General features: G+C 41.5%; 17 protein-coding genes and 1 riboswitch. Of the genes, 8 read left to right on the top strand and 9 right to left on the bottom strand.

The features are described from left to right. The first annotated feature begins 71 nt into the window (after positions 1 to 71). Positions 72 to 692 (top strand): 3'-5' exonuclease, encoded by a 621-nt coding sequence (locus ACFQ4A_RS03250; protein WP_382397501.1) that lies wholly within the window; start codon positions 72 to 74, stop codon positions 690 to 692. 32 nt (positions 693 to 724) lie between these two features. Here the strand turns inward: ACFQ4A_RS03250 and ACFQ4A_RS03245 are convergent, their stop codons facing one another. Continuing rightward, positions 725 to 1,141, bottom strand: a complete 417-nt coding sequence (locus ACFQ4A_RS03245) for a universal stress protein (protein WP_382397499.1) — start codon at positions 1,139 to 1,141, stop codon at positions 725 to 727. 28 nt (positions 1,142 to 1,169) lie between these two features. After that, a complete protein-coding gene (locus tag ACFQ4A_RS03240) occupies positions 1,170 to 2,630 on the bottom strand; it encodes a SulP family inorganic anion transporter (protein ID WP_382397497.1) in 1,461 nt (486 codons plus the stop codon). Positions 2,631 to 2,941: 311 nt separating this feature from the next. Between ACFQ4A_RS03240 and ACFQ4A_RS03235 the strand changes: the two genes are divergently transcribed. Both ACFQ4A_RS03235 and ACFQ4A_RS03230 read left to right on the top strand, forming a co-directional pair. Then, the gene (locus tag ACFQ4A_RS03235; RefSeq protein WP_382397495.1) at positions 2,942 to 3,124 is read left to right on the top strand and encodes a helix-turn-helix domain-containing protein; all 183 of its coding nucleotides are present in this window, start codon (positions 2,942 to 2,944) and stop codon (positions 3,122 to 3,124) included. 154 nt (positions 3,125 to 3,278) lie between these two features. After that, on the top strand, positions 3,279 to 3,680 hold the full coding sequence (locus ACFQ4A_RS03230) for a hypothetical protein (RefSeq protein WP_382397493.1): 402 nt from the start codon (positions 3,279 to 3,281) through the stop codon (positions 3,678 to 3,680). A gap of 129 nt (positions 3,681 to 3,809) precedes the next feature. Here the strand turns inward: ACFQ4A_RS03230 and ACFQ4A_RS03225 are convergent, their stop codons facing one another. The 4 genes from ACFQ4A_RS03225 to comGA all read right to left on the bottom strand — a co-directional run bounded on the left by ACFQ4A_RS03225 (position 3,810) and on the right by comGA (position 7,439). Then, positions 3,810 to 4,010 carry a CBS domain-containing protein gene (locus ACFQ4A_RS03225; protein ID WP_382397491.1) on the bottom strand — a complete coding sequence of 67 codons (201 nt, stop codon included), beginning with the start codon at positions 4,008 to 4,010 and terminating at the stop codon, positions 3,810 to 3,812. A gap of 92 nt (positions 4,011 to 4,102) precedes the next feature. Beyond that, positions 4,103 to 5,017 (bottom strand): RluA family pseudouridine synthase, encoded by a 915-nt coding sequence (locus ACFQ4A_RS03220; protein WP_382397529.1) that lies wholly within the window; start codon positions 5,015 to 5,017, stop codon positions 4,103 to 4,105. Between the two features lie 390 nt (positions 5,018 to 5,407). Continuing rightward, positions 5,408 to 6,463, bottom strand: coding sequence for a competence type IV pilus assembly protein ComGB (gene comGB / locus ACFQ4A_RS03215; protein ID WP_382397489.1), 1,056 nt, complete (start codon positions 6,461 to 6,463; stop codon positions 5,408 to 5,410). Next, positions 6,420 to 7,439 (bottom strand): competence type IV pilus ATPase ComGA, encoded by a 1,020-nt coding sequence (comGA, locus tag ACFQ4A_RS03210; protein WP_382397487.1) that lies wholly within the window; start codon positions 7,437 to 7,439, stop codon positions 6,420 to 6,422. The genes comGB and comGA overlap by 44 nt, the downstream gene beginning before the upstream one ends. A gap of 102 nt (positions 7,440 to 7,541) precedes the next feature. Between comGA and ACFQ4A_RS03205 the strand changes: the two genes are divergently transcribed. Both ACFQ4A_RS03205 and ACFQ4A_RS03200 read left to right on the top strand, forming a co-directional pair. Continuing rightward, positions 7,542 to 8,033, top strand: a complete 492-nt coding sequence (locus ACFQ4A_RS03205) for a shikimate kinase (RefSeq protein WP_382397485.1) — start codon at positions 7,542 to 7,544, stop codon at positions 8,031 to 8,033. Between the two features lie 61 nt (positions 8,034 to 8,094). Then, positions 8,095 to 8,280: a YqzE family protein gene (locus ACFQ4A_RS03200; protein WP_382397483.1), complete on the top strand. Its 186-nt coding sequence runs from the start codon at positions 8,095 to 8,097 to the stop codon at positions 8,278 to 8,280. A gap of 36 nt (positions 8,281 to 8,316) precedes the next feature. On the opposite strand, the gene ACFQ4A_RS03195 is transcribed toward ACFQ4A_RS03200, so the two are convergent. Both ACFQ4A_RS03195 and ACFQ4A_RS03190 read right to left on the bottom strand, forming a co-directional pair. Beyond that, positions 8,317 to 9,093, bottom strand: coding sequence for a YqhG family protein (locus ACFQ4A_RS03195; protein ID WP_382397481.1), 777 nt, complete (start codon positions 9,091 to 9,093; stop codon positions 8,317 to 8,319). Continuing rightward, positions 9,083 to 10,741, bottom strand: a complete 1,659-nt coding sequence (locus ACFQ4A_RS03190; protein ID WP_382397479.1) for a DEAD/DEAH box helicase — start codon at positions 10,739 to 10,741, stop codon at positions 9,083 to 9,085. The genes ACFQ4A_RS03195 and ACFQ4A_RS03190 overlap by 11 nt, the downstream gene beginning before the upstream one ends. A 134-nt stretch (positions 10,742 to 10,875) precedes the next feature. After that, a riboswitch (glycine riboswitch) is annotated at positions 10,876 to 10,975 on the top strand. 176 nt (positions 10,976 to 11,151) lie between these two features. Between ACFQ4A_RS03190 and gcvT the strand changes: the two genes are divergently transcribed. Genes gcvT through gcvPB form a run of 3 tightly spaced genes read left to right on the top strand, consistent with a single transcriptional unit; the run spans position 11,152 to position 15,073 of the window. After that, positions 11,152 to 12,258 carry a glycine cleavage system aminomethyltransferase GcvT gene (gcvT, locus tag ACFQ4A_RS03185; RefSeq protein ID WP_382397477.1) on the top strand — a complete coding sequence of 369 codons (1,107 nt, stop codon included), beginning with the start codon at positions 11,152 to 11,154 and terminating at the stop codon, positions 12,256 to 12,258. A 15-nt stretch (positions 12,259 to 12,273) separates the two neighbouring features. Further along, positions 12,274 to 13,623, top strand: a complete 1,350-nt coding sequence (gcvPA, locus tag ACFQ4A_RS03180; protein WP_382397475.1) for an aminomethyl-transferring glycine dehydrogenase subunit GcvPA — start codon at positions 12,274 to 12,276, stop codon at positions 13,621 to 13,623. Beyond that, positions 13,616 to 15,073 carry an aminomethyl-transferring glycine dehydrogenase subunit GcvPB gene (gene gcvPB / locus ACFQ4A_RS03175; protein WP_382397473.1) on the top strand — a complete coding sequence of 486 codons (1,458 nt, stop codon included), beginning with the start codon at positions 13,616 to 13,618 and terminating at the stop codon, positions 15,071 to 15,073. The genes gcvPA and gcvPB overlap by 8 nt, the downstream gene beginning before the upstream one ends. 56 nt (positions 15,074 to 15,129) lie before the next feature. Here the strand turns inward: gcvPB and ACFQ4A_RS03170 are convergent, their stop codons facing one another. Beyond that, a complete protein-coding gene (locus tag ACFQ4A_RS03170; protein ID WP_382397471.1) occupies positions 15,130 to 15,501 on the bottom strand; it encodes a rhodanese-like domain-containing protein in 372 nt (123 codons plus the stop codon). Positions 15,502 to 15,748: the final 247 nt, after the last annotated feature.

Here is a 15,748-nt window from a genome sequence, read left to right as displayed (position 1 = left end):
GCATGGGCTATCATAACGCCCGTGCCTTTTATATTGGTGGTAAATTACTTCGCAAACACTGGTAGACTCTTGTGCAAAGTGTGGTAAAAAGAACCGCAAGGCTGGTAAAAACTGACCGCAATACTCAAAACTATTTAACACTTCAAAAAAGCTATAGAACAACTATTGAGATTATGGATTTAGCAAATGAATTGTTGGGTAAGCTTAATAACGACTTACCAGCGGCTGAGCCAGTTATCAGACACGGTGAAAAACCTGCTTTAACTGTAGTTGATACAAAACAAGAGGTGATTGCTGAATTAGTCAGGGGAGTTAATAGGCTGCAAAAAGGGGATCTTTCTTCCATTGCGATCATAGGAAAAACTGAAATGGAATGTAAATGGGTTCATAAGGAATTAAAAAAACAGGCAGAAATCGACGCTCAAATTCTCCGAGAAAATGATAGTCTAGATAGCAATATTATAATTGTTCCATCCTATTTATCAAAAGGACTTGAGTTTGATGCTGTAGTTGTAGTTTGCTTTGACGAAGTCTTTGAAAAAAACGAGTTGGATATAAAATTATTGTATGTAGCTATGACCAGAGCCATGCACAGTCTGACGCTAATCGGAAAACACCCATCAGAATTCCACTTGGACAAAGAGGATTATAATCTAATCCATTATATAAAGAAGGAACAACACATTAAATAAAAATGCGTTGTTCCTTCTTATTTTATATGAATTTATTTTACAATGAGAACTGGACAATCTGCTCGTTTAGCAACCTTGTGACTAACACTACCCAATATCATCGTTTGCAGGTTATTTAGTCCACGACTTCCAATAACAATACAATCAAAATCATTTGAATTAGCAAAGTCAACTATCGTGGGTCCCGGCTCTCCGTGCAGTATATGGACTTTAAAATCTATATCGTATTGCCGAATTTGATCCTGAACGGATTTAATCTTTTCTTTTCGTTTATGCTCAATTTCATATTTATTATCATGGTGCAAGACATCCGTTTTCGATGTTTGGCCATCGACCACATAAACGACATCAATGGTTCCATTAAATTGATTAGCAAGTTGAACCGCGTGATCAGCTGAACGAACTGAATGCTTCGATCCATCAGTCGCCAAAAGTATTCGTTTAAACATATCCTTCACCCCTTTGTCCAGCTTACCATTAATGACCTGATGCTTTCGACAATCCGCCTATACGTTTTTTCAAATAGTGGCTTTCGTCATTAAGTCCTAAATACGTTACGTTAATATTATTTTCTTCAAATTTCATTTCAATTTTATCTAAAGCGCCGATGGCTGAATCATCCCAGAGATGCGCATATGTTAAGTCAATTTCAACCTCATGAACAGAGTCCGCAAAGTTAAACTTAGCCGGAAACTCACTTACCGACGCGAAGAACAATTGTCCCTCTACACGATAGATTTTTTTCTGCTCGCGTAAAACAAGTTCTTCAGTCACGTTTATTTTAGAAATTTTTGCCGCGAAGAATATGGCACTTAACAATACACCCGCCAACACACCAATGGATAAATTATGCGTAACGAGAACAATGCCTACGGTTGCTATCATGACAACTGCATCTGTTCTAGGCAGTTTGTTCAAATGTTTAACCGATGACCAATCAAACGTACTGATCGATACCATGATCATGACACCAGCAAGTGCTGCCATTGGAATTTGAACAACCAACCCACCCAGCACAATAATTAAAAACATCAAAAACACACCGGCAACGAGTGAAGATAATCTGCGAGATCCTCCCGATTTTACGTTGATAACCGACTGACCGATCATGGCACAACCAGCCATGCCACCAAAAAATCCTGTTACAACATTAGAAATTCCCTGTCCACTGCTTTCCTTGTTTTTGTTGCTTTCTGTATCTGTCGCATCATCAATAATATTAGCTGTCAAAAGCGATTCCAGTAATCCAACAATTGCCAATGACAACGCGTACGGAAGGATAATCATGAACGTTTCGACTGTAAATGGAATGGACGGAATTAAAAATACGGGTAACTGTTGTGTCAACGTTCCCATATCCCCCACCGTTCCTACTTCCAGATTACCATAAATCGCAATAGCTGTTACCACAATAATTGCTACAAGTGTCGATGGAACAGCTTTTGTTATAAGCGGAAAAAGATAGATAATAGCTAATGTTATACCAACGAGAGCATACATAACCCATGTTTCACCAACAAAATGCTGAAACTGTGCCATTAAAATCATAATGGCAAGTGCGTTCACAAATCCGACCATTACTGAACGTGGAACGAATTTCATCACTTTCGATAATTTAAAAACACCAAATAAGATTTGAATAATTCCTGTTAATATCGTTGCTGCTAATAAATATTGCAGCCCATAGTCAGCCACTAAATCAGCCATGAGCAGTGCCATTGCTCCGGTTGCCCCGGAAATCATTCCCGGACGTCCCCCAACAATTGCTATGACGACCGCAATACAAAACGATGCATAAAGACCAACCATCGGGTCCACGCCAGCGATAATAGAGAAAGCAATTGCCTCTGGTATAAGAGCCAATGCTACGACTATTCCTGCCAACACTTCTCCCCGTATATTTCCAAACCATTCTTGTTTTATTTCCTGTAATTTCAATTAAGCACCTCTTTGCTGTTTTATGTTTATATACCAACTTTAAACTTGCTCAAAAGTCGTTTCCGTTTTCCAATAAAGCGAATCATACCATAATTATTATTGATTGCAAAATACCATGAAAACGCGAACATCAACGATTTTCTGTCTATTTCTCTATTTTTCTTTAAATAGATATGCTACTTCACAAAAGTACAAAAAAGTATATTTGAATATAATTCGTTATAATCGACTGTATTTCTCTATAATTTTTTTAAAATCATCTCTGTTTTATGGTAAGATAACTTTAGGTTAACAGTTTGGAGGCTTCCTTTATGACTCAAGAAATTATGACAGTTTCTCAAGTAGCGGAATATTTACAGCTTAGTGAAATGACCACATATAAGTTAGTACAAGAAGGAAAATTACCTGGATTTAAAATCGGAAGACATTGGCGAGTTAAAAAAGAAGACTTAAATGAATTTATTGAAAGACTTAAAAACGGCGAAAGAATATAACAAGTTAAGAAAAATCCCAAGTGGCATATTTAAATAACCTCGGGTTTCGTATTTTATATAGATAATTGTAATTTTTTAGATTTTAAGCAATTACAGTGCAGAGCACGCCAATAATCGGGAATATCAAAGAACTTACTTAAGAGAGCTGGTAATTATGATAAATGTTACGTTAGCTAAATCAAAAATGATCAAAGAAGAAGGAACTAATTATCTGTGGATCCAGATAGACACCTCTTTTCCATTTAAAATAGATGTTCAGTTACCCAAAGGTATAAATCGGAAACTAAACTTAAACGGTTATCCAGAGGGTGATCATGGCACCATTTACGTAAACAATTTTCAACAAAACGATGTTTTAATTGAGCTTTTTACAGAGCCTGGGGTTACAGCAAACGAAGGTACGATCATATTAACGGTTACGAAAGAAACAGCATACAGCAAAACTCATATCAAAGCCGTCCCTTTTAAAATAGCCAATCCTGAAGATCCAAGTGATTTAGTCTTCACAGAGCCGTCGTTTATAAATCGTCTGAAGTCGTTACAGGAGCATAACTGAATGATAACGTTGATGATACTTCTATAGTAATTCTTAAAAATGCCTAGCTTTTGTATCCTGCATAAGGAGGCGGAAAGGCATTAAATTTACAGAAAAGGCCCCTGACAGTGTCAGCGACCTTTTACCTTGTCATGCTTGAGGGTTTTCAGGTGTCTTCGGGTTTGATTTAGCCGAAATTTTTGACAATGCCTGACCAGCCTCATTTGCATATATGTTGTCTGATGCAAAATCTCCGAGCGCCACCATACCGACCAACTGATCATTGTCTACCACTGGCAATCGCCTGATTTGATGGTCTCCCATCAGGGTCGTAGCTTCATGAACATCCATATCAGGTCTGCCTGAAACAAGTAATCATGGAATGACGTATACTCAAAGAACCTCAGGGAACGGGTCAAGCTATTTTCTTTAATAAATATGATTTAGGATAACTTTGATAAATCATAGTTGAAAAGGGGAGGATCATCGGTAAAAGGAGCAATACATTCAATATATTCTTCTGTTAGTGGATGAACCATAGAAATTTTGGCTGCATGCAGCACTTGACGTTTATTTTCTTTGCCTCCATATAGTGTATCGCCAAGAAGTGGGTTTCCCATATAACTCATGTGTATACGAATTTGATGCGTCCTTCCGGTGTCTAGTTCTAACTTTAATAGTGATGTATTGTCTTTTGGGTTATAAAGTAATGTTTCATATTTCGTTCTTGCACTTTGTCCTGATTTAGATATGCATCTCCGTGTTTGATGATGACGATCTCGACCAATGGGTTGCGCGATTGTTCCTTTGTTATTCTTCAGCTTACCATGTACAAGTGCTAAATAAGTTCGTTTAATCTTTCGCATTTTCAGTAATCTGTCCATCATACTACTGGCTAGAGCATGTTTGGCAAAGATAATGGCTCCGGTTGTATTTCGGTCTAAACGATGGATATGCCGAGGTTTTACCTCGATCCCTTCAGTAAGTAGATGAAAAGCCACTCCATTAGCTAATGTGTCTTCCTCGCTAGGAGCGTTTGGATGGGTGTCCATACCTGCCAGTTTATTTGCGATTAAGATATGGTCATCTTCATAAAGAATGTCCACATCTAAAAAAGTAGGCTTTAAACCATACTCTTCCTTAGGGAACATGTACACCTGAAGTTTTTTACTGGGAATGAGCTTAGCATCCCAGGGTACAATATCCCCATTTAGTTTAATCCCTCTTTTTATACGAAGCTCATGAAGAAGTTTTTTAGGCACTTGCCAGTTTTTTTGTAGGAAAGATTCAATTGTATATGCGTTCCATTTTGATGGAATGAGAACTTCAGCCCATTCACCTTTTTTTATAATATTTATCACTATAAACACCTGCAATTTGTTAATCACTCGAACCATTATAGCAGAGTTTTCTTCTTGAGATAAGGGTACCTAGTTTACACTGGCAACCTTTTAGTCATAGGACAGTATCATAAAACATAACAACACAATCACCAAACTATTAATAAGTTCTAATGCTATTTCATAAGTTGCACCCCCTTCATGCCATGAAGCGTGTATTAAATAAATAAAATTCGCCTTTTGGAGTAAACTCTAAAATTAACAAAAGCAATAAGACCGCCTATAATTTAGTTAGGCGGTCCATTTTAGCTAATGTTTTTCATTTTTATAGAATGGGTAATAGCCCATATTCGTTTCAATTAACGTAAAGCCTCGTTGGTTTTTGAACATAGCTTGCAACTCCTTTTGTCAGATTGTATTGATTAATTGGAACATCGGCCACATAAGTGCCATGTAAATGAAAATGATCAGACCGGCCAGCACCGTAAAGAAAACCGGTTGCAAATAGGTGATGATTTTCATAATTTTGCGGTGCATTTCTTCTGTCTGAAATTCCGCATAAACGGATAAGTCTTTTTCCAGGGCCTCTTTGTCTGCATTTTTTTGAAAAATGGCGGCAACTTGGTCGTCGATTAATGGTAAATTACCCAGTAAGTTTGTAACATAGATGCCTTTGGATAAGTCATCCGTCAGTAACGAGGCGTAATAAGCAAGTATCGGCTGTTTTTTCTGTTCGGACATATTCGCCAGAATTTCTTTTAAGGATAGTCCTGTTGTCAATAAAGAGCTGAGGTGGGTGGCAAATAGAAAGGAGACTTCCATGGTTTTGTATTCCCGGTAAACAGGGAGCTTACTGTAAAACCGGATACGTTTATCAATGCTTACTTTTCGCTGGTTGAATCGCCATACCAGGAAGCCAGCAGCGATGATGAGCATCAGCACACCGAATAATTGCCCGGCAAAGTCGATCAGTGCCATAGTCAGCATAACTCCGGAAGCTGTTTCGGCGCTGTTTTGAAACAAGTCGATAAAGGAAGGGAGAACCGACTGTTTGACAAAATATAAGAGTACCGCAAACACGATGAACAGTATGGCCGGGTATCGTGCTGTTTCCCGGAATTTTTTCATATAAAGCATACGCTGTTCAAACATGGTCATACATTTTTCAATACTGGTGGAAAGATCACCGTTGCTTCGGACAAAATATAAGTAATCCGTTATGGCCTGATTGAAAGCTATTCGCTCCAATGCTTCATCAAAGGGGCTGCCGGATTTAAGTGACGTCATAACGGAGGAGGCAATTGCCTGTAATTGCCGGTCCCATTGCAGCATGTGAAGGGCTTCAATAATGGGATAGCCGTTGTGCAGTAATCGCAGCAGACGACGCAAAAAGCGTAACTGAACCTCTTTTTTTGGGCCATTATTCCCCGGTTGCCAAAAACGTTTCTTCAGCGATAAATCCATATGCAAAAGCCTTCTTTCGTAAGTGATCGAATGTGTGAAAATGATCTGTTGATAGCATATCCCCTCCATTAATAATAGTATCTTCGAGCAAAGTCCCATCCAGGAGCTCCATGATGGCACCCCGTCTGGCTACATGCTGATTGATTTGAACCGGAAGTAATTGCAATGCTGCGACTGCTATTAATGACTGCTTCAGATCTGTTTCTTTCATGCCCAATTCAATGAGACGTTGGACGGTTCCGGCAGCATTTTTTGCATGTAATGTACTTAAGACGAGATGTCCGGTGAGTGATGCATCAAATGCAAACTGTGCCGTAAATCTGTCTCTGATTTCCCCGATCATGATGATATCCGGATCGTGCCTAAGAGCGGCTTTAAGTCCTGTCTGATATGTCATTCCCGCTTTTTCATTGACTTGCACCTGCAAAATGTCATTGATCTCCTTTTCAATCGGATCTTCCAATGTGATCGTCTGGTATGATTTTTCGGTCAGGATTTTTTGCAAAAGCGCATACAAGGTCGTTGTTTTTCCGCTGCCGGTCGGCCCTGTCAGCAGAATAATCCCGCTTTTGTTGGTGATCCATTTCTTCAGCTTGTTCAATTGATTCGGAAATAGGAAAAGATTATCAAGGGTCAGGTTGCTTTCCTGCGGGAGGATCCGGATGGCCAGGCTTTCTGTTTGGGCGACCGGAAGCGTGGAAAGACGCAATGCGTAATGGTGGTCGAACTGCTCATGAATGGTGGTGCCATTTTGTGGTTTACGGACTTCACCTATATCCATTCCTGATGTAAACTTATAGTACGTGAGTAATAATTGGTATTGGTTCGCTGAGATTGTCCGGTGTCGTATTCTTTTTCCAAATACACGGAAGTAAATCGTGACTTGATCGGAGAAAGGGTAGAAGTGAATATCCGAAGCATTGGCGTTCACAGCAGTCTGCAGCAATTTTTTCGATAGTTTTGCAGCTGTGTCCAAACATTTCTCACCTCCTTTATATAGCTATATTCGACATGTTTCCTGAAACTCCTTCTTTTTTTGCAAATTATTTTTAAAAATTTTTAAGGCAGGTTGAATAACATGAGAACAGTATATTTAATTGGTTTTATGGGCAGCGGGAAAAGCACGGTTGGCGAATTACTGCACCGTAAGTCAGGTATATCATATTTGGATACAGATCAAATGGTTGTCGATCAATACGGTGATATTGCGTCCATTTTCGAAAAAGAAGGTGAAACGCAATTCCGGGCTTATGAAACGGAAATGTTAACCCGGATTCCGGATAAAAATTATGTCGTATCGACCGGCGGTGGGATTGTAGAACGGGAAGAAAACCATACCCTTATGAAACAAAATGGTATGATCATTCATTTGGACACGTCATTTGATGAGATCACCGGTCGTCTGGGAGAAGATCCAACGAGGCCATTGTGGGGTCAGTACGATTCCGACAAATATAAGCTCTACATTCATAGGCGAAATTGTTATACCACATTAGCTGATTTTACGATCATGACGGATCAAAAAACACCCGAAACGATTGTAACGGAAATGATGGCTTTTTTATCGTGATAAGGGTATGAATTGAAAGGCGTTCGGGAAATATAAACATAGGACTATGAATGGACAGGTGATGCATATCTCTTTTAATGATTACGTCAAATATTTGACGCAGCAGATCACATCCTATTTGGATACGCCGGCCGGGGAAAAAAGAGAGCAACGGGTGAAAAATAAAGTCAAGCCGCCGGTCTACTCTAACAGGTGGTTTGGAGTGCTGCCTTTTGCCTTTAAGGTAGCAAGAAAGAAAACCAATTGACAGGATCGCAAAATTGGGCCCTGTCAATTGGTTTTTTTATTGATGATCCTGCAAATAAAAGATACCACCATTGATCACTTCAAAGGTAATGCGGGGCGAATAGCGCTTTTGGATGTCATCGATTTCTTTCTTCATATCCTGCTCGTTTCCTTCTCCTTTATAAAAATGGCGAAGCAAATCGATTTCTTCTGCCATCTTTTTTCGTGATGCTTCTGCCCAGTCATGATCCTGATCCTGTACATAACTTTCCAGCACGTTTTCGATCCGTTTAAAACCGCTATGCAGTTTGATCATCGGTGAAATGGTGAAACAGTAATCGGAAATGGCGTTATGCAATGATTTTTCCTGTAATATTGCCATCATTTTCACTTTCATGGCGCCATTGACAAGATGCAGCCCGATTGACACCATTTCATCCTTTTTTTGTTTCCCCTGATAGCTAATTTTGATATTGGTGACCAGCCATGGGTACAGTGCTGTTTTTTGGTTTGTATCAATACGCTCATAAAGCTTTGTATATTTCTCATGTTCATGCAGATGATTGACAATTTGGTGCAAACGGGGACTGCCGTAATGGATCCATTCGTTTTTTCCGTCACGTTTGTCGGGATCTGTGATCAGGGTTAGTTGTTTTGGGTCCCCGGCGTAGCCCATTTTTTTAATGTAATGCCAGTAAAAGGGGCGGTTCATTAAGGCGCGGTCCATATCTTCTGTTAACTGAACCGTCAGCGCCCCTTCCTCCTGATGAACGATCGTACAATGATGGGCTGTAAAGTAAGATTGTAAAAAATCGTGTAAATGATTAATAGCCATATGCCTGCTCATCCTCTGCCGGTTGGTTATGGGTCATCTGAATAACAGAGGACAGGTTATCCAATTTAATTTTCGCTTCGCCGGTTGTGGCGGAATCTGAAAAAATGCTTTGGATTTCCGATTCCAGGTCGTTGATATTCAGCTCAGCGAGAATGCTGTCCAAATGTCCGATAACCTGTTCAAATAAATTGATTTTCTTATACAGGAGCGTCATGATATGTTCTTCTAATGTACCGCGTATAGCCAAATTATAAATATGGACGTCCTGCTCCTGACCATACCGGTGAATTCTGCCAATACGCTGTTCCAGCCGCATGGGGTTCCATGGCAGATCATAATTAATCATATGGTTGCAAAACTGTAGGTTGATACCTTCCCCGCCGGCTTCAGTCGCAATCAGCACCTGAGCATGGTGCTCGAACAGCTGTCTCATCCAATCTTTTTTACTTTTTTTAAAACCGCCACGGTAGGGGACGGACGTGATCCCGTTTTCTTTTAAATACCATTGCAAGTAAAATTGGGTCGCCCGATATTCGGTAAAAATAATGACTTTTTCTTCGCCGATTTGTTTGATTAACTCAACTGCCTTAGTAGCTTTCACATGTTGGGGTAGCTGCTCTATTTCCTCTGTTATTGGTTTGATCATCGTTTCCCTTTCTTCATCGGTCATCATCTTTTGCATTGATAAGTAGCAAGCTTCCCGGGAAGAGCATAGCTCCCGGAGTAATGTAATCTTCGCAAACGAGGGGAGGGTATCGGTTGCGCTTTCCAATTGGGAATAAACATGTTGTTCTTCATCTGTAAAATCTGTCCAAACGGTTTCGATGTGGCGTTTAATGTTATCAAATGGCGTATGTTTCCGTGTATTGCGAACCATCACTTTTTGGATTAATTGTTTTAAATAGCCATCCTGATCCAGGTTTTTGCGATCCTTTCCGTATTGTTCTAAGAATGTTTCATAATTACCAAGATGCCCTGGCTTCAGGATAGATACCAGATTGAAGATTTCTACCAGTCTGTTTTGCACGGGTGTTGCCGTCAGCAGCAAACAATACTTTTTTTTCAACGCTTTAACAAATGCAAAGTTTTTGGTTTTATGGTTTTTTAGTTTATGGGCCTCATCGACTAATAGAAAGTCATAATCCTGCTGAAGTATCTGCTCACGATGGGGTGAACGTTTCGCCGTGTCAATCGACGTGATGATCACATCATATTGATCCCACGGATAACTTTTACGGAATGTGACGGCAGGAATATAAAACTTCTCGTTCAGCTCCATAGCCCATTGATTGACCAATGAAGCCGGAACGATAATCAGTGCCTTTTTGACCAATCCTCGAAGCATATATTCTTTCAAAATCAAACCGGCTTCTATCGTTTTACCAAGGCCAACTTCATCCGCCAAAATAGCACGGCCGTTCATTTCCTCGATGACTTGCGTGGTGCATGATAATTGGTGGTCAAGAAAATCCATTTGCGGTAAATAGTCCAAAGCTTTTAGCCCTTCAAATGAAGGCGTCATAGCAGTGAGCGCAGCCTGGTAATTCATCTGGAAAAGCTCCCACGACGAAAAAGGACCTTCTGTTTCCAGTCTTTTCGAAAAGCCGTCAATAAATATGTCATCTTGATGAATATCAACTTGATCCATTATTGTTCCCCTTTTTCATAAAATTATAATTTTCCCTACTTTTAGGACCGTACATATGGTATAATGCAGGTAATATCGATATTTTTTTCAGACACATACATAGTATAACCAAAATTATTAATATCATAATGCGAATGAATACAAGGGGAGAGCTTACTGTGACATAGTTGCAGTAACGCCGAAGGAGCAAACACGTCGTGTGAATCTCTCAGGCAAAAAGACTCTTGTAGGACGCAGCTCTGGAGAGCGTTTACATAGGTAAACCACCCACGAAGCAAGCATGTTTGTTCATGAACATAATGACAGGCATGTGCAACTTTCTGGTTGAAGGACAGAGATTCCCTTTATGTTAGGGAATCTCTATTTTTTATGGGCAAAATGCGTCAATCTTTAAAAAAGGAGTGGATGGAATGAGTGAGTTAAAACGGACACCTCTATTTCCTGAGTATGACAAGTGGGGAGGGAAAGCCATCGATTTTGGCGGATGGGAACTGCCGGTTCAATATACCGGCATTAAACATGAACACGAAACAACACGAACGAAAGCAGGGTTATTTGATGTATCCCATATGGGTGAGATTTTGGTCAGAGGGCCGGGAAGCGAAGCCTTTTTACAGAAAATGGTAACAAATGATGTGTCCAAATTAACCCCGAAACGCGCCCAATACACGTTTATGTGCAATGAGAACGGTGGTACGGTAGATGACTTTATCGTGTATATGTTAGAAAAGGATCATTATTTGCTGGTTGTCAATGCAGCAAATACCGACAAAGATTTCAAGTGGCTCACGTCCCATAATGATGCTGGTGTCACCATTGATAATGTTTCATCTGACTATGCACAGCTGGCATTACAGGGGCCGAAAGCAGAGGCGATTTTACAGCGGCTAACTGACACTGACTTGAGTACCATCAAGCCTTTCCGGTTCGAAAATCCGGTTTATTTTTCATCGGTTGAATCAGGTGCCATTGTTTCACGAACAGGTTATACGGGAGAAGATGGGTTTGAAATATACTTGGATGCTGCTGAAGGGAGAGCCCTTTGGAATCGGATTCTGGAGACAGGCAAGGAGGATGGCGTGGAGCCGATTGGCCTTGGGGCAAGGGACACATTAAGATTTGAAGCAAACTTGCCTTTATACGGTCAGGAACTTTCCGAAACGATTACACCGGTTGAAGCGGGTATGCCATTTGCCGTCAAAATTAATAAAGAAGCGAATTTTATTGGAAAAGAAGTTCTGAAACAGCAAAAGGAAGATGGGGCGGAACGGAAGCTTGTCGGAATTGAAATGGTTGATAAAGGGATTCCGCGTACCGGCTACCACGTGCTGGCTGGTGATGAAGAAATTGGTTTTGTGACGACCGGTACCCAGTCCCCCACACTAAACAAGAATATCGGACTAGCACTTGTGAAAACCGACTATGCTGAGTTGGGGACAACATTAGATATTCAGGTAAGAAAAAGAAAATTAAAAGCAACTATTGTAAAAACACCATTTTATAAACGGGAGCAATAAGGGGGATGATTTGATATGGAATTTCGTTATTTGCCAATGACTGACGCTGATAAACAAGAAATGTTGGATACGATCGGTGTTGCTTCCAGTGAAGAGCTGTTTTCCGATATTCCGAATGACGTCCGGTTTAAAGGGGAATTAAACTTAAAAAAACCAGCTGACGAAACAGCATTAATGAAAGATCTGACACGAATGGCTGCAAGAAATGTTAATTTAAAGGAATACAGTTCATTTCTGGGTGCCGGGGTTTATGATCACTTTATCCCGTCCGTCGTTGATCATGTTATTTCCCGTTCGGAATTTTATACAGCTTATACACCATACCAGCCGGAAATTTCCCAGGGTGAATTGCAGGCGATTTTCGAGTTTCAGACAATGATTTGTGAACTGACCGGTATGGAGGTGGCCAACTCGTCCATGTATGACGGGGGAACAGCGCTGGCAGAAGCCGTAACACTTTCCGCCGGGCAGACCAAAAGAAAAAAAATCCTGGTATCCAAAACGGTCCATCCGGAATCCCGGGCAGTCATACACACCTATGCCAAGGGACAAAATCTTGATATTGTTGAAATTGACCATAACGACGGCATCACCGATCTGGAGCAATTAAATCATGAAATCGATGAACAGACAGCAGGCGTTGCTATTCAGTATCCCAATTTTTTCGGGCAGATTGAACCACTCGATGACGTGAATCGTATCATTCGCCAGCAGAAAAAGACGATGTTCATCGTTTCCAGCAATCCGCTGTCGCTCGGTTATCTGACACCACCTGGAGATTTTGGTGCCGATATCGTTGTCGGCGATACGCAGGTGTTTGGCATCCAGCCACAATTCGGCGGGCCGCATTGCGGTTATTTCGCCACCACGGATAAATTGAAGCGTAAAGTACCGGGGCGTCTGGTCGGGCAAACGACTGATGAAGATGGTGAGCGCGGTTTCGTGCTAACATTGCAGGCAAGAGAGCAGCATATACGGCGAGACAAAGCCACATCAAATATCTGTTCCAACCAGGCATTGAATGCCCTAGCCAGTTCGGTGGCGATGAGTTCAATCGGCAAACATGGCCTCCGGAAAATGGCTGAATTGAATATGCAAAAAGCCCGTTATGCAAAACAACAGCTGAGTGCGGCCGGTATGTCTGTCACGTTTTCGGGTCCGTTTTTTAATGAACTGGTTATCAAAGTGCCGGCTGATGTGTCAGCCATCAACAAAAGGCTGCTAGAGAGCGGTATTATCGGCGGCTATGATCTGGGCCAGGCTTATCCGGAACTAAAGCAGCATATGCTGGTGGCTGTCACCGAGAACCGTACCAAAGAAGAGATTGATACGTTCGTGAATGAAATGGGGGATATACATGGCTAAAACAGATTTTCCGTTAATTTTTGAACGCGGTAAAGAAGGCAGAACAAGCTACAGCCTACCGGAATTGGACGTTCCGGAAATGGATTTGGACAGCGCGTTTGCTGATTCTTATATCCGCAAGGAAGCACCCAATTTGCCCGAAGTGAGCGAACTGGAGCTCATGCGGCATTATACGGCGTTATCACGACGTAATTATGGTGTCGATTCCGGTTTTTACCCGCTCGGTTCCTGCACCATGAAATATAATCCGAAAATCAATGAAGATGCGGCACGGCTTGAGGGTTTCAGTTATATTCATCCACATCAGGATCCGGAAACGGTACAAGGGGCTATGGAGATGATGTATGACCTGCAAACATCGCTGGCCGAAATCACAGGGATGCATGATTTTTCACTACAATCGGCCGCCGGTGCACAGGGTGAATGGACTGGGCTCATGATGATCAGAGCATTCCATGAAACAAATGGTGATCTTAACCGGTCGAAAGTGATTGTTCCGGATTCAGCCCACGGCACGAACCCGGCATCTGTGTCAGTGGCCGGACTTGATGTCGTCACGGTTAAAACAAATGAACATGGTTTGGTGGATCTCGAGGATTTAAAACGTGTGGTTGATGACGAGACAGCTGCACTTATGCTGACCAACCCCAATACATTGGGATTATTTGAAACTGAAATTATGGAGATGGCTGAGATTGTCCATAACGCAGGCGGCAAGCTTTACTATGACGGCGCAAACCTGAATGCGATTATGGGCTACACTAGACCGGGTGATATGGGATTTGATGTGGTTCATATGAATTTGCATAAAACGTTCACAGGCCCGCATGGCGGAGGTGGACCAGGTTCAGGGCCAGTCGGTGTGACAAGTGAGTTCGCACCCTATTTACCGAAGCCGGTACTTATGAAAAGAGACGATCACTATACCTTTGATCATGACCGCCCTGCTTCAATTGGCCGGATAAAACCTTATTACGGCAATTTTGGCATTAACTTGCGAGCCTATACGTATATTCGCACAATGGGTGCCGAGGGACTTAAAAAGGTCAGTGAGCATGCGGTATTAAATGCGAACTACTTAATGCGCAGGCTGGAGAAGGAATATGAGCTACCTTACCCGCAGCATTGTAAGCATGAATTTGTGTTATCCGGGAAAAAACAGAAACAGCTTGGTGTCAGGACATTGGATATTGCCAAACGGCTGTTGGATTATGACTACCATCCGCCGACAATCTATTTTCCGCTCAACGTGGAAGAAGCGATGATGACAGAACCGACTGAAACCGAGTCAAAGGAAACATTGGACGGTTTCATTGACGCGATGATCCGGATTTCGGAGGAGGCAAAGGACGACCCTGAGTTAGTCCAGGAAGCACCCCATCAGACGGTGGTCAAACGAATGGATGAAACGACAGCTGCCCGAAAACCGATTCTGCGTTATCAACAATAAAACGGGATGGGGAACATACTCCCCATCCCGTTTTATTTGGTTGCATCATTGTCCGGTTATTTAGCTTTCACTTTTCCCGTCCATTTTTTGAAGCCGCCTTTAAGCTGGCTGATATCGTCATACCCTTTTTTGTGAAGCAGCTGCGCGGCTCTTGCTGATCTTGATCCGCCCTGACAATATAAATAGACCGGTTTATCCTGTCGAAGTTCGACAAGCCGCTGCTTCATTTGTGTCAACGGTATATTCCTAGCCCCAAGAATGTGGCCTTTATCAAATTCATTCGGTTCGCGTACATCAATCAGCTGTGCTTTTCGGTAACCTTGGCGGAACTGGTCTTCTGTCAAGGTTTTCAGGAAAGTTTTACGTCGGAAAAATTGAAACACGGCCACTGCTAATAGCGCTACCAAAAGTATGATTAAAAATCCCATTAAGAATCCCCCGTTACTCAAAATCTGTCTATTCTATTATATGGCGGAAGCTGACTTTTTTCAAAGTATTTTTATTACCTGCAGAAATTTTGGTGTGTTGACTTAGATACAGGTCCAATTTATTGCATGCGAAACGCTGATTTGACAGCATTTGTCGGTTCTGAAGGGCAGCCGTATTTGTCATGGTGGAGCAAAATTTGAAAAAACGTTAAAAAGACGATTTACTAGCCGGTTAGCTTGAATTTCC

It is taken from the genome of Lentibacillus salinarum (genome assembly GCF_042679865.1).
Lineage (GTDB): Bacteria > Bacillota > Bacilli > Bacillales > Amphibacillaceae > Lentibacillus > Lentibacillus salinarum.
Note: the sequence above shows the minus strand (reverse complement) of the source record. Positions and strands in the feature narration are given on the sequence as shown.